24 protein-coding genes are annotated in these 25,634 nt (G+C 38.0%); 6 read left to right on the plus strand and 18 right to left on the minus strand.

From position 1 onward, the window contains the following. Nucleotides 1–81 precede the first annotated feature (81 nt). Both HMPREF3020_RS08325 and HMPREF3020_RS08330 read left to right on the plus strand, forming a co-directional pair. The gene (locus tag HMPREF3020_RS08325; RefSeq protein WP_070776171.1) at nt 82–1,059 is read left to right on the plus strand and encodes a FecCD family ABC transporter permease; all 978 of its coding nucleotides are present in this window, start codon (nt 82–84) and stop codon (nt 1,057–1,059) included. Then, nucleotides 1,052–1,783 carry an ABC transporter ATP-binding protein gene (locus tag HMPREF3020_RS08330; RefSeq protein ID WP_070776172.1) on the plus strand — a complete coding sequence of 244 codons (732 nt, stop codon included), beginning with the start codon at nt 1,052–1,054 and terminating at the stop codon, nt 1,781–1,783. The genes HMPREF3020_RS08325 and HMPREF3020_RS08330 overlap by 8 nt, the downstream gene beginning before the upstream one ends. A 51-nt stretch (nt 1,784–1,834) precedes the next feature. Here HMPREF3020_RS08330 and ndk read toward each other — a convergent pair whose 3' ends face one another. The 16 genes from ndk to glnA all read right to left on the minus strand — a co-directional run bounded on the left by ndk (nt 1,835) and on the right by glnA (nt 18,408). Next, the gene (gene ndk, locus HMPREF3020_RS08335; protein ID WP_070776173.1) at nt 1,835–2,254 is read right to left on the minus strand and encodes a nucleoside-diphosphate kinase; all 420 of its coding nucleotides are present in this window, start codon (nt 2,252–2,254) and stop codon (nt 1,835–1,837) included. 10 nt (nt 2,255–2,264) lie between these two features. Continuing rightward, complete coding sequence (pepB, locus tag HMPREF3020_RS08340; RefSeq protein ID WP_070776174.1) at nt 2,265–3,566, minus strand: aminopeptidase PepB; 1,302 nt, start codon at nt 3,564–3,566, stop codon at nt 2,265–2,267. A 38-nt stretch (nt 3,567–3,604) separates the two neighbouring features. Further along, complete coding sequence (gene wbaP, locus HMPREF3020_RS08345; protein ID WP_070776175.1) at nt 3,605–5,023, minus strand: undecaprenyl-phosphate galactose phosphotransferase WbaP; 1,419 nt, start codon at nt 5,021–5,023, stop codon at nt 3,605–3,607. Then, nucleotides 5,020–5,949, minus strand: coding sequence for a glycosyltransferase family 2 protein (locus tag HMPREF3020_RS08350; protein WP_070776176.1), 930 nt, complete (start codon nt 5,947–5,949; stop codon nt 5,020–5,022). Before HMPREF3020_RS08350 ends, wbaP begins: the two co-directional genes overlap by 4 nt. Next, nucleotides 5,946–6,359, minus strand: coding sequence for a GtrA family protein (locus HMPREF3020_RS08355; protein WP_070776177.1), 414 nt, complete (start codon nt 6,357–6,359; stop codon nt 5,946–5,948). The genes HMPREF3020_RS08350 and HMPREF3020_RS08355 overlap by 4 nt, the downstream gene beginning before the upstream one ends. Beyond that, nucleotides 6,356–7,291, minus strand: a complete 936-nt coding sequence (locus HMPREF3020_RS08360) for a glycosyltransferase family 2 protein (protein ID WP_070776178.1) — start codon at nt 7,289–7,291, stop codon at nt 6,356–6,358. The genes HMPREF3020_RS08355 and HMPREF3020_RS08360 overlap by 4 nt, the downstream gene beginning before the upstream one ends. A gap of 14 nt (nt 7,292–7,305) precedes the next feature. Further along, nucleotides 7,306–9,429, minus strand: a complete 2,124-nt coding sequence (locus HMPREF3020_RS08365; protein WP_218970520.1) for a DUF7657 domain-containing protein — start codon at nt 9,427–9,429, stop codon at nt 7,306–7,308. Nucleotides 9,430–9,450: 21 nt separating this feature from the next. Then, nucleotides 9,451–10,323, minus strand: a complete 873-nt coding sequence (locus tag HMPREF3020_RS08370; protein WP_070776180.1) for a glycosyltransferase family 2 protein — start codon at nt 10,321–10,323, stop codon at nt 9,451–9,453. Between the two features lie 250 nt (nt 10,324–10,573). After that, entirely contained in the window at nt 10,574–11,755 is a 1,182-nt protein-coding gene (locus HMPREF3020_RS08375) for a rhamnan synthesis F family protein (protein ID WP_070776181.1), read from the minus strand. 8 nt (nt 11,756–11,763) lie between these two features. Beyond that, nucleotides 11,764–12,501 carry an ABC transporter ATP-binding protein gene (locus HMPREF3020_RS08380; RefSeq protein ID WP_070776182.1) on the minus strand — a complete coding sequence of 246 codons (738 nt, stop codon included), beginning with the start codon at nt 12,499–12,501 and terminating at the stop codon, nt 11,764–11,766. Between the two features lie 14 nt (nt 12,502–12,515). After that, nucleotides 12,516–13,301, minus strand: coding sequence for an ABC transporter permease (locus HMPREF3020_RS08385; RefSeq protein ID WP_070776183.1), 786 nt, complete (start codon nt 13,299–13,301; stop codon nt 12,516–12,518). A 90-nt stretch (nt 13,302–13,391) separates the two neighbouring features. Further along, on the minus strand, nt 13,392–13,934 hold the full coding sequence (gene rfbC / locus HMPREF3020_RS08390; protein WP_070776184.1) for a dTDP-4-dehydrorhamnose 3,5-epimerase: 543 nt from the start codon (nt 13,932–13,934) through the stop codon (nt 13,392–13,394). A 2-nt stretch (nt 13,935–13,936) separates the two neighbouring features. Then, nucleotides 13,937–14,815 carry a dTDP-4-dehydrorhamnose reductase gene (gene rfbD / locus HMPREF3020_RS08395; RefSeq protein WP_070776185.1) on the minus strand — a complete coding sequence of 293 codons (879 nt, stop codon included), beginning with the start codon at nt 14,813–14,815 and terminating at the stop codon, nt 13,937–13,939. A 1-nt stretch (nt 14,816) separates the two neighbouring features. Continuing rightward, nucleotides 14,817–15,689 (minus strand): glucose-1-phosphate thymidylyltransferase RfbA, encoded by an 873-nt coding sequence (rfbA, locus tag HMPREF3020_RS08400; protein ID WP_070776186.1) that lies wholly within the window; start codon nt 15,687–15,689, stop codon nt 14,817–14,819. Nucleotides 15,690–15,767: 78 nt separating this feature from the next. After that, nucleotides 15,768–16,832: a dTDP-glucose 4,6-dehydratase gene (rffG, locus tag HMPREF3020_RS08405; protein WP_070776187.1), complete on the minus strand. Its 1,065-nt coding sequence runs from the start codon at nt 16,830–16,832 to the stop codon at nt 15,768–15,770. A 157-nt stretch (nt 16,833–16,989) separates the two neighbouring features. After that, nucleotides 16,990–18,408: a glutamate--ammonia ligase gene (gene glnA, locus HMPREF3020_RS08410; protein WP_070776188.1), complete on the minus strand. Its 1,419-nt coding sequence runs from the start codon at nt 18,406–18,408 to the stop codon at nt 16,990–16,992. Between the two features lie 249 nt (nt 18,409–18,657). Between glnA and typA the strand changes: the two genes are divergently transcribed. Continuing rightward, on the plus strand, nt 18,658–20,508 hold the full coding sequence (typA, locus tag HMPREF3020_RS08415) for a translational GTPase TypA (protein ID WP_070776189.1): 1,851 nt from the start codon (nt 18,658–18,660) through the stop codon (nt 20,506–20,508). An 83-nt stretch (nt 20,509–20,591) separates the two neighbouring features. Here typA and rdgC read toward each other — a convergent pair whose 3' ends face one another. Beyond that, the gene (gene rdgC / locus HMPREF3020_RS08420; RefSeq protein WP_070776190.1) at nt 20,592–21,503 is read right to left on the minus strand and encodes a recombination-associated protein RdgC; all 912 of its coding nucleotides are present in this window, start codon (nt 21,501–21,503) and stop codon (nt 20,592–20,594) included. 68 nt (nt 21,504–21,571) lie between these two features. On the opposite strand from rdgC, the gene proC reads away from it, so the two are divergent. Genes proC through xerD form a run of 3 tightly spaced genes read left to right on the plus strand, consistent with a single transcriptional unit; the run spans nt 21,572 to nt 24,443 of the window. Continuing rightward, nucleotides 21,572–22,387, plus strand: a complete 816-nt coding sequence (gene proC / locus HMPREF3020_RS08425) for a pyrroline-5-carboxylate reductase (protein ID WP_070776191.1) — start codon at nt 21,572–21,574, stop codon at nt 22,385–22,387. Further along, nucleotides 22,387–23,547, plus strand: coding sequence for a 3-phenylpropionate MFS transporter (locus HMPREF3020_RS08430; protein WP_070776192.1), 1,161 nt, complete (start codon nt 22,387–22,389; stop codon nt 23,545–23,547). The genes proC and HMPREF3020_RS08430 overlap by 1 nt, the downstream gene beginning before the upstream one ends. A 2-nt stretch (nt 23,548–23,549) precedes the next feature. Further along, a complete protein-coding gene (gene xerD / locus HMPREF3020_RS08435; RefSeq protein WP_005698164.1) occupies nt 23,550–24,443 on the plus strand; it encodes a site-specific tyrosine recombinase XerD in 894 nt (297 codons plus the stop codon). A 58-nt stretch (nt 24,444–24,501) separates the two neighbouring features. Here xerD and HMPREF3020_RS08440 read toward each other — a convergent pair whose 3' ends face one another. Next, nucleotides 24,502–25,632 carry a glycerate kinase gene (locus HMPREF3020_RS08440; RefSeq protein WP_070776193.1) on the minus strand — a complete coding sequence of 377 codons (1,131 nt, stop codon included), beginning with the start codon at nt 25,630–25,632 and terminating at the stop codon, nt 24,502–24,504. Between the last annotated feature and the right edge of the window lie 2 nt (nt 25,633–25,634).

Raw genomic sequence — 25,634 nt, forward strand, 5'->3', positions numbered from 1 at the left:
CTCTTTAGCAAAGAGGGGTTAGGGGAGATTTGACAAACTCAAATTAACAAATGATATTTGGATTACATAGGAAATTGATCATTGACCAAAACACTCAAATTAAATACCGCACTTTTCTTCGCATTGCTGTTGATTAGCGGATTTGCAGTTTATCATCAGCTCGGTGATTTCGCCCATCTCAAAAATGCGGATGGCGTGCTCACCGATATGCGTTCAATGGTGCTGTGGGATATTCGTTTTCCGCGCATTGGTTTAGCTTTATTGACAGGGGCAAGTCTCGCGATTGCCGGTAATGCAATGCAAGGTATTTTCCAAAATCCATTAGCGAGTCCAGGCTTACTCGGCAGCAGTGCTGGTGCAACAGCGGCTAGTGTATTTATCCTTTATTATTTTGCCGTGCCATTTTCACTGCTCTTAGCCGGTGGTGTGATTGGTGCGCTTTTAAGTTTTTTCATCGTGTATTTGATCGCCAAAAACTACGGCACCACCATGATGATTCTGAGCGGCTTAGCGGTCAATATGTTGCTTGGGTCAGCAATCGCATTACTGCTCTCCAACGCGGAAAGCCCATGGGCATTAGCTGAACTTTATCGTTGGCTACAAGGCTCATTGATGTGGGCGAAATTAGATACCCTGCTTATTTCACTACCGATTGTTCTTGCGGGAATTTTCTGTTTATACCACACTCGCCGATACTTAGATTTACTCACCTTTGGTGAAGAAACAGCGAGCACCATGGGTGTGGATCCGAAACGTAGCTTTTTCATCAGTACCTTTGGTGTGGCTTTATTAGTTGGGGCAACCATTCCACAGACCGGCACTATTGGCTTTATCGGCTTAATCGCGCCACACTTCGCCCGTATTTTACTGAAAGCTCGCCCGTCACAGCTTTATCTCACCAGTGCATTAATCGGGGCATTATTGCTGTTATTGGCCGATTTAGCGATTTTATATATCCCGCTGTTCTCACATATTTACATCGGTACATTAACTGCGCTTATCGGCGCGCCTTGCTTGATTTGGATGTTATTAACGCAACAGAGAAAAATTTATGATTAGAATTGAAAAACTCACCCAATCCTATTGCTTAAATGACATCAACTGTACGCTTCCATCAGGTAAATTGATCGGCATTATGGGGGCTAATGGTGCGGGAAAATCTACCTTATTGAAAACCATTGCGGGTATCTTACCCATCAAACAAGGGGAGGTTTGGTTCGATAATCACCCATTAAGTAAAATGAATGCAACTGAAAAAAGCCAACACATTGCTTACCTTGCACAAAATACGCAAATTCATTGGGATTTATCCGTTTATGATGTGATTGCGTTAGGCTTGGCAGCTCCGTTACCAAAAGAAAAAGAGCGGTCAAAAATTCAAGCGTTTTCAGAAAAATTTACGGTAACGCATTTACTCGATAAGCCATTTCAACAACTTTCAGGCGGTGAGAAAGCGCGTGTGCAACTCGCTCGCTGCTGCATTAAGGAATCCCCTGTTTTATTGGTGGATGAACCGATTGCACCACTCGACCCTTATTATCAAATTGATATGATGGAACAGCTTCAATCACTCACACCACAACATACGTGCGTTGTTGCCATTCATCACCTTTCATTGGCTTATCAATTTTGTGATGAAATTGTTCTATTAGATAAAGGAAAATTGTTAGCTGTAGGTGAAACGCAAGCCGTGTTAAATGCGGAGAATTTGGCAAAAACCTTTCATATTCGGGCTGAAATTGACCCAATGAAAAAGACTATCTCAAAAATTGAAAAGCAATAAAAATAAAAGCACTTAGCGATTCACTAAGTGCTTTTTTTTGTAAGAGATGAATTATGGCTGGATTTCTGAATCTACAAAGAAATAAGCAATTTCTCGTTTTGCGCTTTCAACGCTATCAGAACCATGAACAGAATTTTCACGCTGACTTAACGCGAAGTCTTTACGGATAGTGCCTTCTGCCGCCTCAGCCGGATTCGTTGCCCCGATTAAAGTGCGGTAATCTTTCACGGCATTTTCTTTTTCCAATACAGAAACCACCATCGGTCCAGACATCATATACTCCACCAACGGCTCAAAAAATGGTTTACCTTGGTGTTCCGCATAGAAACCTTCCGCTTGTTCTTTGGTTAATTGCACCATTTTAAGCGCAACGACACGGAATCCTTGAGATTCAAAACGCCCTAAAATAGCACCAATTAAATGACGCTTTACTGCATCAGGTTTAATAATTGAAAAAGTACGTTCTACCATAAAATCCTACTTAACTTGCTTTCGTTACTAATAAATTTGCTAATGTTTTCACACCAATTCCAGTTGCACCCACAGCCCATAAATCACTACCAGATTTACGATAAGTGGCAGAGCAATCAATATGCAACCAACCTTGTTGATAGTTTTTCACAAAATACGATAAAAATGCCGTTGCAGTACTTGCGCCCGCGACAACCGGCGCTGTACCTGTATTTGCAATATCCGCAAAAGAAGAAGTGATTTGGCTACGATGGAATTCTTCAAAAGGCAAACGCCAGAACGGTTCATTTTCTTCTTTGGCAGCTTGGAATAAGCTATTTACCAACGCATCATCCATAGAAAGCACGCTGTGGTAATCATTACCGACTGCCACTTTCGCTGCACCGGTTAAGGTTGCACAATCGACAATAAATTGTGGATTTTGACTATCGGCTTCAATTAAGCCATCCGCCAATACTAAACGGCCTTCCGCATCAGTATTTAAAATCTCAGCGGTTACACCATTTTTATACGTGATGATATCACCTAATTTAAACGCATTACCGCTCACCAAGTTTTCTGCACAGCATAGATAGAGTTTTACTCGTTGATTTAAATCGTGCGCAATGGCAAATCCTAACGCACCTGTTAATAATGCAGCGCCGCCCATATCGGTACGCATGGTGCTCATACCATCACTTGGTTTGATGCTATAACCACCACTATCAAAAGTAATACCTTTACCAACCAAGCAGGCTAATACAGGCGCATTTGGATCATTAGTCGGGTTAAAATCTAATTGCAACATAGCGGGCGGATTAATAGAACCACGACCCACAGTAAAGATCCCGTGGTAGCCTTGCTCTTTTAACGCTTTCCCAGAAATGATCTGAAAACTGACCGCACTTTTATCGGCATAATTTTCGGCTTGTTTAGAAATAAACTCAGCCGCGCGTTCTGCTAATTTAACTGGCGTGAGTGTTTCTGCAGGTTCATTAATAATTTCACGCACAAAATCGCCACATTCAATACGGGCCAATAATTCATCTTGTGGCTCATCATCTAAATGAGGAAATTCAATCGAATAATCTTGCTTCGCCGAGTAAAAACCTTGATAAAATGCCCAGCATTTTTCTAATTCCCATGTATCCCCCACAAGTTCAACATCTTTAATACCTTGCCCACGTAACTTACGTGCGGCTTTTTGAACTAAAACAAGGTTCGATTTTTCATCATCTTTAAGATGAATAACGGCTTGATCTTGATTAAAACTTAAAATGGCATTTTTGCCCCAACTCTCCGAAGCGGGAGCCGTTGATAATGTAATTTGCATGTGGTTATTCTCCTTTATTTATTGTATAAGTTACTTTGCTAATAAGCTCCGGTCTTCTTCCATACAACTTTAAATGTTTTAAATAGAATCACGATATCATTCCATAATGACCAGTTCTTTGCGTACCAAGTATCAAAATAGACACGAATATCATAACTTACATTATTTCGTCCGCTCACCTGCCATAAACCTGTCATTCCAGGTTTTGCCATAAGATAATAATCAACGTCCTCCTGATAATAAGGTAACTCCTCTTTTACTATTGGGCGAGGTCCCACTAAACTCATTTCACCTTTGAGAACATTCCAAAGCTGTGGCAATTCATCTAGACTTCTAGCTCTTAGCCATCTTCCAATAGGTGTAATACGAGGATCATCTTTAAGTTTAAAGTCTTTCTCCCATTCTAAACGAGCATTTTCATCCGTTGCTAAAATTCTTTCTAAAACCTCATCAGAATTATTTACCATTGTTCTAAACTTCAAACATTTGAATTCTTTTTTATTCTGACCAATTCTTGAATGCTCATAAATTAGTTTTCCACCATCTTTCTTAATAAGAAAATACAATGGGATACATAATGGAAATAAAAAAATCAAAAGAAAAGAGGCCCCCAATATATCAAAGACTCTTTTAATAAATCGAGAAGACCGTTTTGCTAAGTTATTATTTACTCGAAACAGTACCATTTCATGGCTAAACAGAAAAGACATATCCGTACCATAAAGCGGAATACCTCGAAAATCAGGAATAACTGAGATAGAACGACAGCCTTTTCGAATTAAATAACGCAACCAGAAATCCTGCTTTACTTTATTTTCCTCATCTATAGCAAGAATAAACTGTGTAAATTCTGGAGATACCAGTTTGATCAGCAACTCAGGATTATGGCGCATAACTGGCACCCCTTCAATGAACTCTGATTTATATTCTTCAGTATTTATAAACAATTTAATATTAAACCCTAAATATGGCTCATTATTTAATGCATCAAATACTTCTTTCGCATTCTTACCATTGCCAATAATAATGGTTTCTTTCAAATACCATCCTAATTTGATAAGTAAATTTTTGATTAAAACTCGCCCCAAGGGCACTAAAGTAAAAACAAAAAGCCAAGTTATAGACCAAAAATAACGAGAAACATAAAGACGGGAAAAAGCAACTATGGCTAGCTCAATAACAAAAATAATTAATAATGTTCTAAATATCTCTTTTAACTCAAACCAAAATGGCTTGCGGTAGGTGTAATGACGCAAACGAATCCAAAACCAAATAACACAGCATCCTCCCATAAGGCTATGAATAAAAATAAAAGATGAAAGCTGCTCTATGGGAAAATATTGACCATCCGCCCTACTAAATTTAAGTAAAACAAAGGAGGCTAAAAAAATAGAAATCCAAAAAGAAACAAAATCTACAGAAATTTGAAAAAACTTAATAAAATTGGCTCTATTCATGTTACTTTATCCCAATATCCTTTATGCATACTAAAAGCCCTACACCACTTATAAGGTAATCTATAGTAATAATAACCTAATTTAAAACCGAGCCACTTAACACATGTAGATAATATAGCTTTAGGAATTAAATACGGTGACTTTATGGATAAAAACTTTAATTCTGATAGTACAAACCTTTTTCCCTCAGAAGCAGCACTACCAAATTTTTGTTGAATCCATTTCTGTTCTTGCTGAAATACACCTGTATCAAAATAACGTTGGAATTCTTGTTTTAGTGTGTAGTTATGACTGTGAAATACTGTTGCCTCAGCGCAGTAGGCAACTTTATATCCAGATAAAATCATTTTTGCTGTTAAATACATATCTTCAGCTAGAATTGTGTTATCCGGAAATCCGCCTAATTTATCAAATACAGATAAGCGGTATGCAGCAAAAGAATTAGACATAAATGCTGTCTTGATACCTAACGCTGAAATATCAGCCATAGTTCTCACTCTGGAATCAGACGGATAATTAAAATAACGAGCATGAACTGCTAGCGGTGTTGCCTCATGATGTGGCAACTGTCGCCCACAAACAGCAGCCACTTCAGGATCTACAAAGGGGGCAAGTAAATTCGCTAATGAATCTGGTGAAGCCAAAATTGCATCTTGAGTCATAAATACCACTACATCCGCAAAACTTTTGGCAAATTCAACCGCTTGATTACGAGTTCCGCCATGATTAAACTCTGATTTCGGGATAGAATGTACTAAGAACCCCGACTCATCTGCGTGTTCTGCCGTATTATCGGAAGAAGAAGAATCAATCACAATTACTTTATCAGCTTTCAAGAGTTGAGATTGATAGGCAGCGATCCAATCGCCCCAATTAGGGCCCGCATTGTAAGTTGGCACAATAATCGAGAAGTTAGGTATCATCATTTATTCTTAAATATCAGAAATTTCGAACTTAAATAATTCACCATCATACCCGTCACGCTTCCCGCTGCTACGCCAATAATAGGGTACTGTGCAATCGTAGAACTCATCGCAACAAGTAGCATATATATGGCGAGGTTTATCACACCGCCCACAATCATATATGCAAAATAATAAGCAAATTCTTGATACCAGTGTGTATATCGACGTTCTTTAAACGTAATACTACGATTTAATAGCCAAGTAGAGAATACTGCGGCAATAAAAGATACCCCTCGAGCACCATATAAACCTAGTATAGATTTTAATAAATATAAAACAGCAGTATCAACAACAAAACCAACAACCCCAACCACACAAAATAAGAATATTTGTTTAATTTCATTGGGGATTTTTACTTTTACATCTGTCATGATTTATGCGTATTCAGATAGAATAAACGTTTTATTTCTTGACGACTTGTTGTTATCCCATCAAGTACTAAACCAGCAAATAAACAGGCTATTGCGATCATCATTAGTGAGGCTGCAAGTAATGCAGTTGGCAAACGAGGAACCAAACCCGTTTCCAAAAACTCGTCAATGACAGGCATACCAAATAACATTGAAAGTAATGCAAATAAGGAGGCAATAATACCAAAGAAAACAACAGGCTTTTCACGCATAAATAAACGAACGATCATATTTAAAATGCGGAAACCATCTTTATAAGTCGATAATTTACTTTCAGAACCTTCTGGACGCTCAGAATATTCAGTCATCACCTCTCCATAAGGCATACGTAATTCTAAAGCGTGAACAGTCAATTCTGTTTCGGTCTCAAAACCTTGTGCCAATGCAGGGAATGATTTTGCGTAACGTCGGCTAAATACGCGGTAACCTGAAAGCATATCAGTAAATTGACCACCAAAAATTTTCATTACCGTTCCCGTAAGCATTTTATTACCCCATTGATGTCCTGAACGGTATGCAAGTTCTGCAATTTCAGGGGCAACTTTTCGACAACCCACGACCATATCCAGTTTATCGTCAATAAGTTTATCTACTAATTTTTTCACTGCCGCCGCTTCATAGGTATCATCGCCATCTGTCATTACATAAATATCGGCATCAACATCCGCAAAAATACGACGAACAACATTTCCTTTACCTGGGGTCTTCACGAAAATAACTTCTGCACCAGCACGACGTGCTTCTTCAGATGTATTGTCTTTAGAGCTATTATCGAAAACATAAAGCTCTAATTCTGGCATTGCTTCTTTAAAGCTGGTTACCGTGTTATAAATAGTAATGCCTTCGTTATGACAAGGTACAACTAAAGCAACACGATGATCGCGGTATTTCATTATTTAAATCCTCTTTATTTAGTTTGTGGCAATTCTGTACATTGATAATAGGCTGAGCCACCAGCTGGTGGAGCAAGCTGCTTATTACCATAATCTGTATCTCTGCTGATTAAACAGATTGGAGATGTAAGATCTGATTTACTGATAACAACTTGGAAACCAGAATTGAGCAATTTACTATCATTTAAAACTTTGACTACATCTTGTCTAGGAATAAGAGGAGACCCTTTAATTTTTTCAGCAGATAATCCAATAATACTTAATTGTTTATCATCACTCATTGCCCATCCGCTGATAACAATGTTGTCTCCAATATCACGGATATTATCAATATATCCCCCCTGAGGAATATTAGCTAAGTCTGATTTATTTAGGTCACTATTGGTAATATTCACTTCTTCTTGCAATACCTTTTTGCTAGAGATATCTTTCAAAGGAATACGAATATCATCAGGATAAGCGACATACGGTAGGTTATCTTCTGTTAAATGAATATGTGCGTAACGATTAAAGATCTGATTAAATTCATCATCAGACATTTTTGGGTAAATCTTACGGAAAATTTCAAATTGTGGTTGCATTAATACATTGGTAAATGAATCCACACCGATACCACTTAGTGTTGCCCCCAAATATCCTGGTTCAACAACCCAACCACTGCTTTCTTTTTTCGTATTAAAAGCTTGTGTTGTTGGAGAGTTGATAATATCAAAAATCGGTTTTGCTGGCATTATCGGGTTAAAGCTAAAGTTATACAGCATATTGATTGCCGCAGCCGAACCAACTAAACCTACTTTAGCCCATTTTGGAATAAATAATAATGCCAATACAAGTGGAACTAAGATGAATTCCCAAGCAGATTTCTTCGCAAACGTAATATAACCAAACCACGTAGCTAAAGAATAAACTGCAATCATTGCAAAAATAAAAATTGTAATTCTATTGAGACTTAAGTTGATTTTGCCATGTACGAGCATACATAATGCTGCGAGATTTAAAGCAAATCCTGCAGCAAACGTCATTCTATTTTCTAATACTAAAGAGAATAATGTTACTTTTCCTAAAATGGCAGGGAATGGAAATAACATCCATAAACTAAATAATGCAAATAAAATAAACCAGATATAGACAGATTTATGCTTACACATCTCTCGCTTATTATTAACAAAACACGCTGCAAGTAATGGTAAAAAGCTAGCGCCTGTCCCCACCTCACAAATATTTAATAACAATTCTTGGTAATTAGATTGTGCAATAAATGGGAAAATTGAGGCTAACCATATAAATAACGGTACGCTACCACCAGAAACAACGCGTTTCCCAGGGTAAACTGTTTCGCCCATAACTTTAATCACATCTTGATAATAAAGCAAAATGACTGCAGCCGCTAAGCCACACACTACTACTTTAATGGCATAATCAGCTAATACTTGTTTATTCCAACTTTTAGTACCTGTGATAACAAAACCCGCACTTAAATAAGTAAGAGTGACGATAATTGGAGGATAAGTATGAGAAAGCAACCAAGCTATTGCGATATAAAACATCCAAATATAACGCCAGCGTGATTGATTATAGATAGCTAAAATAAGCCAAGGAGTTAAAGCTAATAACGGACCGGTTGTTGTCCACCAATATTGAACATAGCCTGTGAAATAGATCAAAAAGGTGAATGTAATGGCATAAATACGTTGATTGGGAACATCCCCAATAAAACGAGCAATCACTTTTTCCCAACCAACCACAAATGATATCGTAAGTAAAGCGTAAAATAATGAAAAAGCATACGCAGGAGGAAGAATAAAATATCCCCAAATAAGTGGCTTAAACACTAATGACCAATCTAATAATGGAATTTGATTAAAGTTACGCAGATCAATTTGGTATAAACCACTTTGATAATAACGTTCAAAATCATTATTTACTGCCATTTGTGTATAAGGAGTCCATACTGCCCATTCATCCGAACGAATAGGACGAGGTAATCCAAACACTGTATTATAATCAATACCAAATGCATCTAATGCCATACCATAAGAGGACGGGCTTAAAGCAAAAGAAACATTCAATATCAACCATATTGCATATAACCAATATATGTGATTAATGTTGATTTGCTTAAATACAAACTTCTGCATATTTATACTAACCTTTACATTTCAAAGTTGAAGGAGTTTAATCAGTATCCGTTTTACTTGAGGAACAAATTGATATTGCCTATCAGACTTACTTCGTAAAACACGACTATTCATGGCAAATTTTTCTAATTCTTCTTTCTGTGAAATGGCTTTTTTAAAGTTGTTCCAATATTGGCTAAACCTAGAAAAATATAAAATAAATCTAAATCTATTATTAGATACACCCACTTGATTTTTACTATGTTGGCGATATTCAATCAATGGCTTATTAATAAATTGATAACTACCATAATAATGAGCTAACAATGCAAGCCACCAGTCGTGCATATAAAGTTTATCTATATTAATATAGTCTAATGATTTTAATACTAATTCTTTTAAAGGGCGGTTAATTGCACAAGCCGCTCCTTGAACACAATTTTTATATAAAATAGAATCATCTTCCATACAATTTGTGGTTAAGCCTTGATATTGGAAAAAACTAGAAGCTATTTCTTTGCCATGTTCATCAATCAATTTAGCATCGCTAAATATCAAACTAGGTTGTACAGTGTTATTCGCAATTTTAGCAAATTCAGATACTTTATCTTTATGCCAAATATCATCTTGATCTGCTAAAAAAATAAAATCAGCCTCACAATGTTTTAACGCAAATAGAAAATTAGCAATCACTCCTTTCTTCGGGCCTTGTATAATTTCATAGTTCATAAAATTAGCATTTTCAAAAGCCGCTATCACAATCGAAAGCGTTTCATCACAAGAACCATCATCCGACACAATTATTTTTTGTGGCAGAATGGACTGTGATAAGATGCTTTCCAATTGTGTTGATATAAAAGATGAACCGTTGAAGGTGCATACGATAATATCAAATTTAAACTTATTCAGTACCATAAGCCATATAATAAGTAAATATATCTATTCTTAAATAGTCATTTAAACAGCAAAATAGACACATTAAATCATCCAATTGCAACCAAATCGACACTGTGGATTAGGTATCATTTATCTAAGCTTAATAAGCTCTACAAATAAAACCATCGAATACTCGCGTAAAATCAAGACTATCACTAGTACCAAGATATTCAAAGAATATCTATAAATTTTAAGACTATACTTTCATTAAAACTTTTATTTAAAAGAACTAATTCATTCCTGTCATATACATCAATTTATCTTTCAAACTTGCTAAATTCCAAGAGCGACAGCGAATGCGTTGGTCGTTAACATATTCCTCTAATAAGTCTTGGTCAAAGTTCTTACCTTGATCGCGAATTAGCATCCATTCAGTAATTTGGCGATAAACCAAATCTCGTTTTAAAAACGGGAACCCAAACTCATCAATAATAAAAAATGGACAAACTACTATCATCCCAAATCGATCTATCATACGAGAAATTTCTTGTTTTAAAGAGGCAGTATAATAAGCTATGTGTTCTGGTGTAGATTTTTTATCATAAAAAGCAAGACTTAAAGATTTTAGGCCTGAGATAACATTTTGATCTAAGTGTTTATTCGCTGAGGCTTCAATTAAGAATTTTTGCAGGGTCTCTTTTGAACTAACAATTTTATTGATAACATTATCTGTGCTTAAAAATACAACTGGTTTAAACCCATCTTTTAAAATGGATGCAGAAAGTTTAATTTCTCCATTATGAATATTCAAACGTCTATCATCGCTAATTAAGAAATTATCCCAAAACTTAATAAAATTGGGTGCTTTTAGCACATTATGTGAAAATTTTAAGAAATAAGATTGAACGTGATAGCCTGGTTTCCCCATATATTCTGCAACACCAACAAAATCTTCATTCTCATTTTTAATTAAGAAATCAACAAAGCGGTTATCTTTTTGATTCAAATTGGCAAAAATAGAGTCGTTACAAATAATTAAATTATTAGGTGTAACATTTTTATGGCTAAGTAGGTGAATAAATTCTTTATAGGTACCGAAATCGCGCCCAATGTTAGCTCGTTCTCCCATAAACACCACTTTATCTTTAAATATATCAACAAAATTTTGGCTAAGAGAACCATTAGAAATTGCTACAATTTTATAATTAAGCTTTTCTAACATTTGAAAATAGCGCTCATACATTAAGAAAGATTTTGGGGCATAAACCACAAATAAAATAACATTCTGACCTTCCAGCGAAGCATAATCGAAACTTTCAAAAAGTTTAATTGCTTTGATTGTGCCATTAGGATTCTTCTTTGAGTAATCTTTTGCTGCCTTTTTCATTTTATAACGTTCTTTTAAAAGAAAAGAGAGCATTAGATTAAAGAAGATCTTTTCTTTAAGTATTTGAAGTAATTTTTTAAACATAAAATTCCTTAATTAAATTCAGCCATATACTGTTGACTTACAGACTCTACATCACCTTGTGCCTTAATGATACCTTTATCAATCCATATCACATATTGACAAAGCTCTTTGACTTGTTCAATGGAATGAGAAACAAATAGAAGTGTTGTACCGCCACTAAGTAATTCTTCCATACGCACCTTACATTTTTGTTGAAAAGCATAATCTCCTACAGCTAATACCTCATCAACAATTAAAATATCAGGTTTTGTAACCGTTGCAATAGCGAACCCTAAACGAGCTGACATGCCAGAAGAAAAGTTTTTAATTGGCACATCAAGAAACTCATTAAGTTCAGCAAAATCAACAATTTGCTGAAAATGTTCTTCAATAAATTTTCTACTATGCCCAAGGAGTGCCCCATTGAGAAAAATATTTTCCCTAGCAGTGAGTTCAGAATCAAACCCTGCGCCTAATTCAATGAGCGGAGACAATGAACCGTTAACATCAACACTCCCCCGGTAAGGTTCAATAATCCCACTAATTAATTTTAATAATGTTGATTTTCCCGAACCATTTTTACCAATCAATCCCCAGGCTTCTCCTCTTTTTACTTTAAAATTAATGTCCTTTAAAGCAAAAAACTCTTGAAACATAAGCTCTCTTTTTAACATCTTAATAACATACTCTTTCAAGCCACTAATGTTTCCTGACGCTTTATTAAAACGAACAGAAGCATTTTCTACATTAACAACAATATCAGTCATAACTTATTAGCCATTTAAATATAGAGAATAAATTGGTTTTGTTTGCGTTTAAACACCCAAAGTCCAATAAATAAGAAGATAAAAGCGGTGATAAAACCTTGGGTTAACCATTCTATTGGTAATGGATTTCCATTTAAAACAATATCTCTAAACTGCTTTAAATATCCATACATTGGATTAAGATTGTCATACCACCAACGATATTCTTCAGAAATAATCGAAACAGGGTAAATAATAGGAGTTAAGTACATCCAAATGGAAATAAATACACCCCACAAGTATTGAATATCTCTAAAGAATATCGCAGTGGAAGCAAGAATAAGGCTAACGCCTAAGCTGAAAATATAAACTTCAAGCAATACAACAGGAAACCAAAGAATATTCCACGTAAAAGAAACTTGAGTGAATATCATCACTAATACTAATGCAACAAGTGAGAATAATAAATTAACTAATGAACTTGTTACTTTAGAAATAGTAAAAATATATTTAGGAACATAAGTTTTTTTTAGTAAAGGCGCATTCTCTACGATAGAGCTTACAGCCATTGTTGTTGCTTCACTAAGAAAGCTAAATAATACTTGTCCACTTAGTAAATATACTGCAAAGTTTGGAATATCAAATCTAAATAATTGGGAGAAAACAATAACCAATACAGTCATCATTAATAATGGGTTTAAAATACTCCAAATATAACCTAAATAACTGCGGCGATATTTTAATTTGATATCTTTAATGACTAATTGTCTTAATAACTCTTTGTAGTGTAATAATTCAATTAATCCAGTTTGTTTTTTCATAAGAATCTCAATACGAATGTAAAACAATAGAATCTAAAAGATGAAAAAGGGGGGGGGAAGTTTATGCAATTCCCCTTATATTTGCAAGGTTTATTTAAATTTCACAGCTTCCGCCAACACTTTACCTGATAAATCCTTAGCTGATAAACTCGGCTCGCCTTCAAGAGGCCATTCAATACCAACGGTTTCATCATTCCAAATAAGCGAGTGTTCTGCTTTTGGATTATAGTAATCGGTGCATTTATAAGTAAATTCAGCCTCATCAGTTAATACATAAAAACCGTGAGCAAAACCTTCTGGCACCCATAATTGGCGTTTGTTTTCGGCAGATAAAATCTCACCTACCCATTGCCCAAAAGTTGGAGAGCTTTCGCGCATATCTACTGCCACGTCAAACACTGCACCAGAAACAACGCGCACTAATTTACCTTGTGTGTTTTCGGTTTGGTAATGTAAACCTCGTAATACCCCTCTTACTGATTTGGAGTGATTCTCTTGCACAAAAGTACGGTTTGCTATATTTTCTTTAAACCATTCATCGCGAAAGGTTTCCATAAAGAAACCTCGTTCGTCGCCAAATACTTGTGGCTCTAATAATTTGACATCGGGAATTTTTGTATCAATAACTCTCATATTTACTCCACATATGCTTTAATATTTTTCAATGCCTTTTGCCAATTACTTGGTTGAATACCAAAAACTCTCTGAATTTTAGTTAAATCTAGGCATGAATTTGCTGGACGTTTTGCTGGTGTAGGATAATCAGCAGTTGTAATTGCATTTACATGCGGTGCCTTTTCTAATATATTTTGCGAAACAGCTTCATCAAAAATGGCTTTTGCAAAATCACACCAGCTTACATAAGGTTCACCTGTGAAATGGTAAATGCCATATTGAACATCTTCGCCAGCAATAATTTTTTCTGCGATTTGAATTAAGCTTGCTGCAATATCACCTGCATAGGTAGGTCCGCCAATTTGGTCTGCTACGACGCCTAATGTATCGCGAGTTTTTGCTAAACGTAACATCGTTTTCACGAAGTTATTGCCGTGTTCGCCAAATACCCAAGCTGTACGCAAGACAATAAATTTATCGTTCGCTTTTGCAACAGCTTGCTCACCTTCTAATTTTGTTTTGCCATATACGCCTTGCGGATCGGTAGCATCAGTTTCTTTATATTTTCCTTCTCGCTGCCCATCAAAAACGTAATCGGTTGAGATATGTAAAATGGTTGCCCCAACATCTTTTGCGGCTTCTGCCAAATATCGCGGGCCTTTCACATTAATGGCTTCGGAAAGTTCTACTTCTGTTTCAGCACGATCCACAGCTGTGTGTGCAGCGGCGTTGATAATGACATCAGGATGGAAATTTTCAACCGCATTTTTTACCGCACTTTGATCGGTAATATCAAGTTCATCACGGTCAACGGCTAAAATTTCGTGTTTACCTTGTAATTGCTGCGTTAAACAGTAGCCAACTTGCCCTTTAGCACCCGTAATCAAAAATTTTGCCATTCTATTTGCCCTCTTTGATTAAACGAAGTAGGTATTGACCATATTCGTTTTTCGCCATCGGTTTTGCCAATGCCTCGACTTGTTCAGAAGTTAACCAACTATTACGCCATGCAATCTCTTCTAAACAAGCGACTTGCAAGCCCTGAACATTTTCAATGGTACGCACGAAAGAAGCAGCTTCGTGTAAACTTTCGTGCGTACCTGTATCTAACCAAGCGAAACCACGTCCAAGTAATTGCACGTTTAATGAACCGTCTTTTAGATACATTTCATTTAATGTGGTGATTTCTAATTCACCACGCGCTGAAGGTTTAACTTGTTTTGCAAAATCAACCACACGGTTATCATAAAAATATAATCCTGTTACGGCATAGTTAGATTTAGGTTGGGCAGGCTTTTCTTCGATTGAAACCGCTTTGAAGTTTTCATCAAATTCAACTACGCCGAAACGTTCAGGATCTTTTACAAGATACCCGAATACTGTTGCACCACTTGGTTGAGCAACTGCTTCTTGCAACATTTGAGAGAAATGCTGACCATAAAAAATGTTATCGCCTAATACTAAACAACAGCTATCTCCATTGATAAACTCTTCACCAATAAGAAATGCTTGGGCTAAACCATCTGGGCTTGGTTGAATTGCATACTGTAAATTCACACCAAAGTCTGAACCATCACCTAATAAGCGCTTGAAACTTTCATTATCTTCAGGGGTAGTAATAATAAGAACATCGCGAATACCCGCTAACATTAATACTGAAAGTGGATAGTAAATCATCGGTTTATCATAAACAGGCAAAAGCTGCTTAGACACACCTAGAGTAATGGGATAGAGGCGAGTACCAGAACCGCCTGCAAGAATAATACCTTTCATAAGGAGACCTTTAAAAGAGCGGATAGATTTTCTTAAATTTTTGTAAATTATTAGGAAAACTTCACCGCTTGTTAATAATTAGTTACCTAAACGCTCACGGTTATACGAGCCATCTAATACACGGCTCCACCATTTTTTGTTATTTAAATACCATTCTACCGTTTTGCGGATACCTGATTCAAAAGTTTCTTGTGGCTTCCAACCTAATTCTCGGCCAATTTTGGCTGCATCAATCGCATAGCGTACATCGTGACCTGGGCGATCTTTCACATAGGTAATAAGATCTTCATATTTTGCTACACCTTCTGGTTTATTTGGTACTAACTCTTCTAATAAACGACAAATAGTATGTACTACATCAATATTTGCTTTCTCATTATGTCCACCGATGTTGTATGTTTCCCCTACTTCTCCTTCGGTTACGACTTTATATAATGCACGCGCATGATCTTCTACAAATAACCAGTCTCGAATTTGTTGACCATTTCCATAAACTGGTAATGGTTTTCCATCTAGTGCATTTAAAATCATTAATGGAATAAGTTTTTCAGGGAAATGAAATGGACCATAGTTATTTGAACAGTTAGTCACAATCGTTGGTAAACCATAAGTACGCAACCATGCGCGAACCAAGTGATCGCTAGAGGCTTTAGATGCTGAATAAGGACTGCTAGGTGCATAAGGTGTAGTTTCAGTAAACAAATCATCTGTTCCTTCTAAATCACCATATACCTCATCTGTTGAAATGTGATGAAAACGAAATGCTGCTTTTCTCTCATCATTTAAAGTATTCCAATAGGCTCGAGCTGCTTCTAATAGCGTGTAAGTGCCTACTATATTTGTTTCGATAAAAGCTGCTGGCCCATCAATAGAACGGTCAACATGACTTTCTGCCGCTAAATGCATTACGGCATCAGGTTGATGATGTTCAAATACACGCAACAATGCTTTTGAATCACAAATATCCACTTGTTCAAATGCATAACGTGGATTATTTTCTACAGATTCTAAAGATTCTAAATTACCTGCATAAGTTAATTTATCAACATTTACCACGTTATCTTGCGTGCTTTCAATAATGTGGCGAACAACTGCAGAGCCAATAAAACCAGCACCACCAGTAACCAAAATTGTTTTGCTCATTTTCATCCTCTTGGTTATTTAACAAATAAAACATTGCCCTGTATTCTATTTGAAATAATACTATTTCACAATTAAAGAATACAATACTTATGAAAAAAGTGCGGTCAAAAATGACCGCACTTTTCTTATTCAACAACTTGAATTCTGTTGTTTATCATTATGCATAATACATCTCAAACTCAACAGGATGTGGTGTCATATTTAAACGCTCTACCTCTTTACGTTTAATATTAATAAATGCTTCGATAAAGTCTTTCGTAAACACACCACCTTGCGTTAAGAATTCATAGTCTTTTTCTAATGAATTCAACGCTTCTTCTAGCGAGCTCGCAACTGCTGGAATATCTTTTAATTCTTCTGGTGGAAGATCGTAAAGATTTTTATCCATTGCATCGCCTGGGTGGATTTTGTTTACCACGCCATCAAGGCCAGCCATCAATAATGCAGCGAATGCAAGGTACGGGTTTGCCAATGGATCTGGGAAACGCGCTTCAATACGGATCGCTTTCGGGTTGGTTACTGCAGGGATACGGATTGAAGCAGAACGGTTACTTGCAGAGTAAGCCAACAATACTGGTGCCTCAAAGCCTGGTACTAAACGTTTGTATGAGTTAGTACTTGGGTTAGTGAACGCATTTAATGCTTTAGCATGCTTAATGATACCGCCAATGTAATAAAGTGCAGTTTCAGAAAGGCCAGCATATTTATCACCTTGGAAAATGTTTTTACCATCTTTGCTTAATGACATATTACAGTGCATGCCTGAACCATTGTCACCCGTGATTGGTTTTGGCATAAAGCAAGCGGTTTTGCCGTGCTCTAAAGCAACGTTTTGCACTACATATTTATAGATTTGCGTTTCATCCGCTTTCAACGTTAAGCTATTGAATTTAGTTGCAATTTCGTTTTGACCCGCAGTTGCCACTTCATGGTGGTGTGCTTCTACTACTAAGCCCATTTCTTCTAAAATCAAACACATTTCAGAACGAATATCGTGTGCTGTATCAATTGGAGCAACCGCACAGTAACCGCCTTTTTTCAATGGACGATAAGCGTTGTTACCACCTTCGTATTTTTTGTTGGTGTTCCAAGCTGCTTCAATGTCATCAACGGCAAAAGAAGCGCGGTTCATTGATACATCAAAACGGACATCATCAAATAAGAAGAACTCGGGTTCTGGACCAAAGAATGCTTGATCAGCAATACCGGTTGAACGCATATAGTTTTCGGCACGAATGGCAATTGAACGCGGGTCACGATCATAGCTTTGCATGGTTGTTGGTTCATAAATACTACAACGAATAGAGAGGGTTGGGATCTGCGCAAATGGATCGACTACCGCAGTCTCAGCGATTGGCATTAAAAGCATATCGGCTTTGTTAATGGTTTTCCAACCTTCAACAGAAGAACCATCGAACATTTTGCCATCTTCAAACATATCTTCATCAACAAGGCTAACTGGAATAGAAACGCCGTGTTCTTTCCCTTTAATGTCGGTGAAACGAAGTAGCGCGAACTTAATATCGTTCTCTTCGATCAGTTTGAATACGTTGGCAATTGCATTTGCATTTGGCATAAGGAGTCCTCTATTTTGCTATGTATATAATCTTTATAAAAATTAAAAGAGCATTATAACGCAACCGCTTACTTTTTTCATGGGATTTATTTTAAACACCAGCATAGCAGAATAACGAAATATCGTGTATAATTTTTGCCCTTTCGAGATTCTCGTAGGGTGAGTTTAACTCACCAATTTAAACTACTTGGACTATTTGGTGGCCTAAAAATTCCACCCTACAAAACTTAAACATTAAGAACGTAATAAATGAAAAACGACATTGATATTAATAAATTGCGCAATATCGCAATTATCGCTCACGTTGACCATGGTAAAACCACCCTCGTTGACAAACTCCTTCAACAATCCGGTACATTTGAATCAACTCGTGGTGATGTTGATGAACGCGTAATGGACTCAAACGATCTTGAAAAAGAACGTGGTATTACCATCCTGGCAAAAAATACCGCAATTAACTGGAATGGTTATCGCATTAACATCGTAGATACCCCAGGACACGCCGACTTCGGTGGTGAAGTAGAACGTGTTCTTTCTATGGTGGATTCTGTACTTTTAGTGGTAGATGCCTTTGACGGCCCAATGCCACAAACGCGTTTCGTAACCCAAAAAGCCTTTGCTCATGGTTTAAAACCAATCGTAGTTATCAACAAAGTTGACCGCCCAGGCGCACGTCCTGACTGGGTGGTGGATCAAGTATTCGATTTATTCGTTAACCTTGGTGCAACCGATGAGCAATTAGACTTCCCAATTATCTATGCTTCAGCATTAAATGGTGTCGCAGGGCTTGAACACGAAGAATTAGCGGAAGATATGACGCCGTTATTTGAAGCGATCGTTCAACACGTTGAACCGCCAAAAGTAGAACTTGATGCACCATTCCAAATGCAAATCTCACAATTAGACTATAACAGCTATGTGGGTGTTATCGGTATCGGTCGTATCAAACGTGGTGCAATCAAACCAAATCAACCTGTAACGATTATTGATGGTGAAGGTAAAACTCGCCAAGGTCGTGTGGGTCAAGTATTAGGCCACCTTGGTTTACAACGCTATGAAGAAGATGTTGCTTACGCAGGCGATATCATCGCGATTACCGGTTTAGGTGAATTAAATATCTCGGATACTATTTGTGATATCAACGCCGTTGAAGCCTTACCTTCATTAACCGTTGATGAACCAACCGTAACCATGTTCTTCTGTGTAAACACTTCTCCGTTTGCGGGTCAAGAAGGTAAATATGTAACTTCTCGTCAAATTCTTGAACGTTTAAACAAAGAGTTAGTTCACAACGTGGCATTACGCGTAGAAGAAACACCAAACCCAGATGAATTCCGTGTTTCTGGTCGTGGTGAATTACACCTTTCTGTATTAATTGAAAATATGCGTCGTGAAGGTTATGAACTTGCGGTTTCTCGTCCTAAAGTAATTTACCGTGAAATCAACGGTAAAAAACAAGAGCCTTATGAGCAAGTGACCATCGATGTAGAAGAACAACACCAAGGTTCTATCATGGAGGCATTAGGTATCCGTAAAGGTGAAGTTCGCGACATGATGCCAGATGGCAAAGGTCGTGTACGTTTAGAATACATCATTCCAAGCCGTGGCTTAATCGGTTTCCGTGGCGAATTCATGACTATGACGTCAGGTACTGGTTTACTTTACTCTAGTTTCGATCACTACGATGACATCAAACCAGGTGAAATCGGCCAACGTAAAAACGGTGTATTAATTTCTAACGCAACAGGTAAAGCATTAGCTTATGCGCTATTTGGTTTACAAGAGCGTGGTAAATTAATGATCGAAGCTAACGTAGAAGTTTACGAAGGTCAAATCATCGGTATTCACAGCCGTACAAACGACTTAACCGTAAACTGTTTACAAGGTAAAAAACTCACCAATATGCGTGCATCAGGTAAAGATGATGCCATCGTATTAACTACACCGGTGAAATTCTCCCTTGAACAAGCCATCGAATTTATCGATGACGACGAGTTAGTGGAAGTCACACCTGAATCGATCCGTATCCGTAAAAAACTCTTAACGGAAAACGATCGTAAACGTGCAAACCGTACGACAACCAGTACGAGTACTCACTAATTAAAAACGTGCGGAAATTTGACCGCACTTTTAAACAAACAAAAGGCGAACATCATGTTCGCCTTTTTTATTTTATGATTAAATTAACCTAATCTTACTTTCTCACCACCAAATTCATCGAGTAAGTTTTCTGTCAGTTTAGATAAAATACCTGTCATTAATACAAAATCAGCATCAAAGCGTTGCGCATAATCTTCTTTTAAAATATCCGCATTTTTCTCACGTACCGCATCAGCAAATTTTAAACGTTTGAGCGTACAATCTTCATTAAACACAAACGTCAGCGTATCTTCCCACTCCAATGCGAGCTTGCTCACCACTTTTTTACCATCTTGTAAAAGCGCGAGAATCTCTTCATTTTCCAAAGGCTGTTTTTTACAGCGAATCACGCTGTCTTCTTGGCATCCACGCAGTTCAGCCTCTTCTAACGCCACCAACCAATGCGGAATTTTTTCCTGCACAATCCAATCCGTTAAAATGGTCGAAGGTTCATTTGCAAATGCCAACGGCACAACCGGTAACGAACCAAGTGATTTACGTAATAACGCCAAGGCATCTTCTGCACGTTTACTGGATGCCGCATCGACATGCACAAGGTTGTTCTCCGTATCAATCCATACAGAAGTTTGCTGATTTTTAGTGAATGCACGTGGCAATAAATTCATCACCACATCATCTTTTAACGTTTGTTTTTCCGTTTTTTTCAATTTGCGGTTTTCTTTTTGCTCAAGGCTTTCAATACGTTCATCCAATTCACGTTTAACTACATTCGCCGGCAACATTTTTTCTTCTTTTTTCGCGACCAACAAAATGTGTTTACCCACTGAAAAATGTAATAATTCGCTGTCTTTCAACGGATTCGTCCAACCAAATTTACTTTGATCTTGTGAGCCACAAGGATGAAATTCACAATCTGACAACTGGCGTTGCAATTCATTAAGATCCCAATCTAAGGGCTTAGTCAGCCTATATGACATTAAATTTTTAAACCACATCGTAACACTTCCTTCATAATAGGGTAAAATACGCGACATTGTAGCCCATAAACTCACGGGAAAAAATGATGCAACAGAAATTAATTGCCTTCATCGGCGGTGGTAATATGGCACAAGCGATTGTGTTAGGCCTATTAAAACAAGGGTACCCTGCCAATAAAATTATCGTTAATGATCCTAATGAAGAGAAACGTGCTTTTTTTGCACAATATGGCGTCGTAGTTTCTACGGATAACGAGCAATCCATCACACAATCTCAAGTTGTGTTATTTGCCATTAAGCCACAAGTGCTAGCCGATGTTTGCAAGCCATTAAGTGCGGTTGATTTATCTGATAAATTAATTATTTCTATTGCAGCAGGAATTTCGACTGCCCGATTAGCTGAACTCCTTCCAACAGCAAAATCCATTGTTCGCGTGATGCCAAACACACCTGCATTAGTGGGTGAAGGCATGGCAGGCTTATTTGCGGACAAAAACACACCTGAAATTGACCGCGCTTTTGCGGAAGATTTACTTTCAGCTGTAGGGAAAACCACTTGGGTGACAAATGAAGATCAAATGCATGCAGTCACTGCTGCGTCTGGCAGTAGCCCAGCTTACTTCTTCCAATTTTTAGAAGCCATGCAACAAGGCCTAATGGAAATGGGATTAGATGAAAACCAATCTCGTGAGTTGGTACAACAAGCTATGTTAGGTTCAGCGAAGTTGGTGATTGAAAATCCACAGACAGCTCTTTCGACTTTACGAGAAAATGTCACCTCAAAAGGCGGAACAACTGCAGCCGCATTAAATGTGTTCAATCAACATCAATTTAACAACATCATTAAACAAGCGATGCAAGCCTGTGTGGCACGCTCACAAGAAATGGAAAAATTATTCTAATGCAAGTTCGTCCTTTTACTTGGCTCGCCTTGAGCTTTTTTGGCTACTACTGTGCCTACGGTGTGTTTCTTCCCCTTTTCCCGGCATGGTTGAAAACGCAATCTTATAGCGAAGAAAGCATCGGCTTATTGCTCGCCTGTGCCTACATTTTCCGTTTCAGCGGCGGTATTTTATTTTCTGGCTTGATCAAACGCGTTTCCCTCTTAGTAAATGGCTTACGCTATTTAGGTGTAGCCAGTGTTATTACGATGGCCTTAATTGGACTGATGTCGCACAATTTCTGGCTCTTGTTTATTGGACTTGCGTTATATTCCATGGTGAATGCGGCCGGTATGCCGATTGGTGACAGCCTCGCCAGCACGTGGCAACAGCAAATTCATTTAGATTACGGTAAAGCGCGCTTAATTGGCTCCTTTGCGTTCGTTGTCGGTGTGATGGTATTCGGATATTTCGTTGGACTCGTGGGTGAGCAATATATTACTTGGATGATCACAGGCATACTCGTTTTTTACTGTATTGTGCAATTACTTCATCCGAACCCAATGCCGCAGGACGAATCCCAAAGTGCGGTCGAAAATTCCGTTGGATTTTTAGACTTACTGAAAAATAACACGACCCTTCGTTTGTTTATTGCGATTGCACTGATTCAAGGATCGCACGCAGCTTATTACTCATATAGCACCATTTTTTGGACAAATCATGGCCACTCCGTTTCTGATGCAGGTTTATTTTGGGGAATCAGCGTATTAGCTGAAATTGTGGTCTTTTTCTTCTCTACTCGATTATTCAAAAACTGGACCATTACAGCCCTTTTCTATCTCACCGGTATTGCGGCTATCGTGCGTTGGCTCGCTTTCGGTTATGCCGATACCTTTGTTGAGATTGTCTTACTGCAATGTTTTCACAGTCTTACTTATGTCGTCGGTCATTACGCGACCGTGCGTTACATCACCACTCAACCACAAACCCATATTGCGAAATTACAAGGTTTATACAATGCCTTGGCGGGATGTGCAGCCATTGCGATTTTCACTGCGCTTTCTGGCGTACTTTATCCAATTTCGCCAGTTTATGCCTTTAGTTTAATGGCCGCCTTTGCTTTCATTGGCTTATTTATTACCCCGCGTGGCGTGAAAGCTTTTTTGATACATAGAGTGTAAACATGAATAATCTCACACTAGTTGATTTGTTCTTGAATGAATATTGGATCGAAAAAGGATTGTCTGAAAACACCGTGCAGTCTTATCGTCTCGATTTGACCGCACTTTGTGATTGGCTGGATAAACAAAATTTATCTCTCGAAACCCTCGAACCCTTAGATCTACAACAATTTTTAGGCAGCCGTTTAGAGCAAGGTTACAAAGCCACCAGCACTGCACGAATGCTAAGTGCGATGCGGAAATTATTCCAATATTTATATCGTGAAAAGTATCGTACGGATGACCCAAGTGCCGTACTGAGCTCACCTAAATTGCCAAGCCGCTTACCTAAATATTTAACCGAACAACAAGTCACGGATTTATTAAATACACCTGATGTCGAAATTCCGCTCGAGTTACGTGATAAAGCCATGTTGGAATTACTTTATGCCACTGGATTACGTGTCACGGAATTGGTCACGCTCACTATTGAGAATATGAATTTACAACAAGGTGTCGTGCGTGTGATTGGTAAAGGTAACAAAGAACGTATTGTACCCATGGGGGAAGAGGCCGCTTTTTGGGTGCGACAATTTGTACTTTATGGTCGCCCTATTTTGCTCAATGGACAAAGTTCTGATGTGGTCTTTCCCAGTCAACGGGCTCAGCAAATGACTCGCCAAACCTTTTGGCATCGTATAAAGCATTATGCCGTGTTAGCAGGAATCGATACAGATGCACTTTCTCCACACGTTCTCCGTCATGCCTTTGCGACACATTTGGTGAATCACGGTGCGGATCTCCGTGTTGTACAAATGCTCCTCGGACATAGCGATCTCTCCACCACGCAAATCTATACTCATGTGGCTAAAGAGCGCTTGAAACACCTTCATGAACGATTTCATCCGAGAGGATAAGATCAAAAAGTGCGGTCAAATTTATCGTTATTTTTGACCGCACTTTAGTATGAAAAACTTATTTCAATGACAACAATCTCGCCACATTTTGAGCCGTTGAGATTAAATTCTGCTCGCCTTGCTTGAGAATTGTCGGTAAATCACTCAGACTGCGAATTATCGGGAACACCGCATCAATGCCATGTTCATACACCACTTCATAATCCTCACGCAAACAACCCACAATCGCGATAACTGGCTTATTAAATTGTTTCGCCGTGCGCGCCACACCGATTGGGGTCTTACCTAAGATACTTTGCGCATCCATACGACCTTCACCAGTAATCACTAAATCTGCATCTTTAACTTGCTCAGAGAGTTTCAAATTATCTAACACGATCTGCACACCGGCTTTCAGTTGCACATTAGGTAAAAGCAATAAACCACCACCCATACCACCTGCCGCCCCCGCACCTGGTTGATCTTGAATCTTTTTACCACAATCCCGCTCAGCAATTTGGGCAAAATGGGCTAATGCAGCATCGAGTTCCTTCACCATCTCAGACGTCGCACCTTTTTGTGGGCCAAAAATTGCAGAGGCTCCACGTTCACCACAAAGTGGATTATTTACATCACAAGCTACTTCGATTTGTACGTGTTGCAATCGAGGATCTAAATCAACCAGTTGAATTTCAGCAAGATTAGATAATGCTGCGCCACCAAAGCCAATGGATTGCCCATTTTTATCCAATAAACGTAAGCCTAATACTTGCAGCATACCCGCACCACCGTCATTTGTGGCACTCCCACCAATTCCTAAAATGATATGTTGTACGCCAAGATCTAGGGCGTGCTTAATCAGCTCCCCCGTACCAAAGCTGGTGGTTTGACAAGGATTGCGTTTATCCATCGGGACAAGATGCAATCCCGATGCAGCCGCCATTTCGATAATCGCCGTTTTACCATCACCTGATAAACCGAAAAAGCTTTTTACTTGGTTGCCTAACGGTGCAGTGACTTCTGCCTCAATTAAGCGCCCCTGAGTGGCATCAACCAAAGATTGTACGGTTCCCTCTCCCCCATCTGCCATTGGTAGTTTCACATATTCAGCGTTTGGGAAAATACGTTTAAAACCAGTTTCAATCGCATTAGCCACTTCGAGTGCGGTTAAACTTTCTTTAAATGAATCAGGCGCAATGACAATTTTCATAT

It is taken from the genome of Haemophilus sp. HMSC068C11 (assembly GCF_001815355.1).
Lineage (GTDB): Bacteria > Pseudomonadota > Gammaproteobacteria > Enterobacterales > Pasteurellaceae > Haemophilus_D.

Coding starts and splice junctions, on each gene's coding strand:
- HMPREF3020_RS08330 (WP_070776172.1), top strand. CDS start 1,052: ATGATTAGAATTGAAAAACTCACCCAATCCTATTGCTTAAATGACATC.
- ndk (WP_070776173.1), bottom strand. CDS start 2,254: ATGGTAGAACGTACTTTTTCAATTATTAAACCTGATGCAGTAAAGCGT.
- pepB (WP_070776174.1), bottom strand. CDS start 3,566: ATGCAAATTACATTATCAACGGCTCCCGCTTCGGAGAGTTGGGGCAAA.
- wbaP (WP_070776175.1), bottom strand. CDS start 5,023: ATGAATAGAGCCAATTTTATTAAGTTTTTTCAAATTTCTGTAGATTTT.
- HMPREF3020_RS08350 (WP_070776176.1), bottom strand. CDS start 5,949: ATGATGATACCTAACTTCTCGATTATTGTGCCAACTTACAATGCGGGC.
- HMPREF3020_RS08355 (WP_070776177.1), bottom strand. CDS start 6,359: ATGACAGATGTAAAAGTAAAAATCCCCAATGAAATTAAACAAATATTC.
- HMPREF3020_RS08360 (WP_070776178.1), bottom strand. CDS start 7,291: ATGAAATACCGCGATCATCGTGTTGCTTTAGTTGTACCTTGTCATAAC.
- HMPREF3020_RS08365 (WP_218970520.1), bottom strand. CDS start 9,429: ATGCAGAAGTTTGTATTTAAGCAAATCAACATTAATCACATATATTGG.
- HMPREF3020_RS08370 (WP_070776180.1), bottom strand. CDS start 10,323: ATGGTACTGAATAAGTTTAAATTTGATATTATCGTATGCACCTTCAAC.
- HMPREF3020_RS08375 (WP_070776181.1), bottom strand. CDS start 11,755: ATGTTTAAAAAATTACTTCAAATACTTAAAGAAAAGATCTTCTTTAAT.
- HMPREF3020_RS08380 (WP_070776182.1), bottom strand. CDS start 12,501: ATGACTGATATTGTTGTTAATGTAGAAAATGCTTCTGTTCGTTTTAAT.
- HMPREF3020_RS08385 (WP_070776183.1), bottom strand. CDS start 13,301: ATGAAAAAACAAACTGGATTAATTGAATTATTACACTACAAAGAGTTA.
- rfbC (WP_070776184.1), bottom strand. CDS start 13,934: ATGAGAGTTATTGATACAAAAATTCCCGATGTCAAATTATTAGAGCCA.
- rfbD (WP_070776185.1), bottom strand. CDS start 14,815: ATGGCAAAATTTTTGATTACGGGTGCTAAAGGGCAAGTTGGCTACTGT.
- rfbA (WP_070776186.1), bottom strand. CDS start 15,689: ATGAAAGGTATTATTCTTGCAGGCGGTTCTGGTACTCGCCTCTATCCC.
- rffG (WP_070776187.1), bottom strand. CDS start 16,832: ATGAGCAAAACAATTTTGGTTACTGGTGGTGCTGGTTTTATTGGCTCT.
- glnA (WP_070776188.1), bottom strand. CDS start 18,408: ATGCCAAATGCAAATGCAATTGCCAACGTATTCAAACTGATCGAAGAG.
- typA (WP_070776189.1), top strand. CDS start 18,658: ATGAAAAACGACATTGATATTAATAAATTGCGCAATATCGCAATTATC.
- rdgC (WP_070776190.1), bottom strand. CDS start 21,503: ATGTGGTTTAAAAATTTAATGTCATATAGGCTGACTAAGCCCTTAGAT.
- proC (WP_070776191.1), top strand. CDS start 21,572: ATGCAACAGAAATTAATTGCCTTCATCGGCGGTGGTAATATGGCACAA.
- HMPREF3020_RS08430 (WP_070776192.1), top strand. CDS start 22,387: ATGCAAGTTCGTCCTTTTACTTGGCTCGCCTTGAGCTTTTTTGGCTAC.
- xerD (WP_005698164.1), top strand. CDS start 23,550: ATGAATAATCTCACACTAGTTGATTTGTTCTTGAATGAATATTGGATC.
- HMPREF3020_RS08440 (WP_070776193.1), bottom strand. CDS start 25,632: ATGAAAATTGTCATTGCGCCTGATTCATTTAAAGAAAGTTTAACCGCA.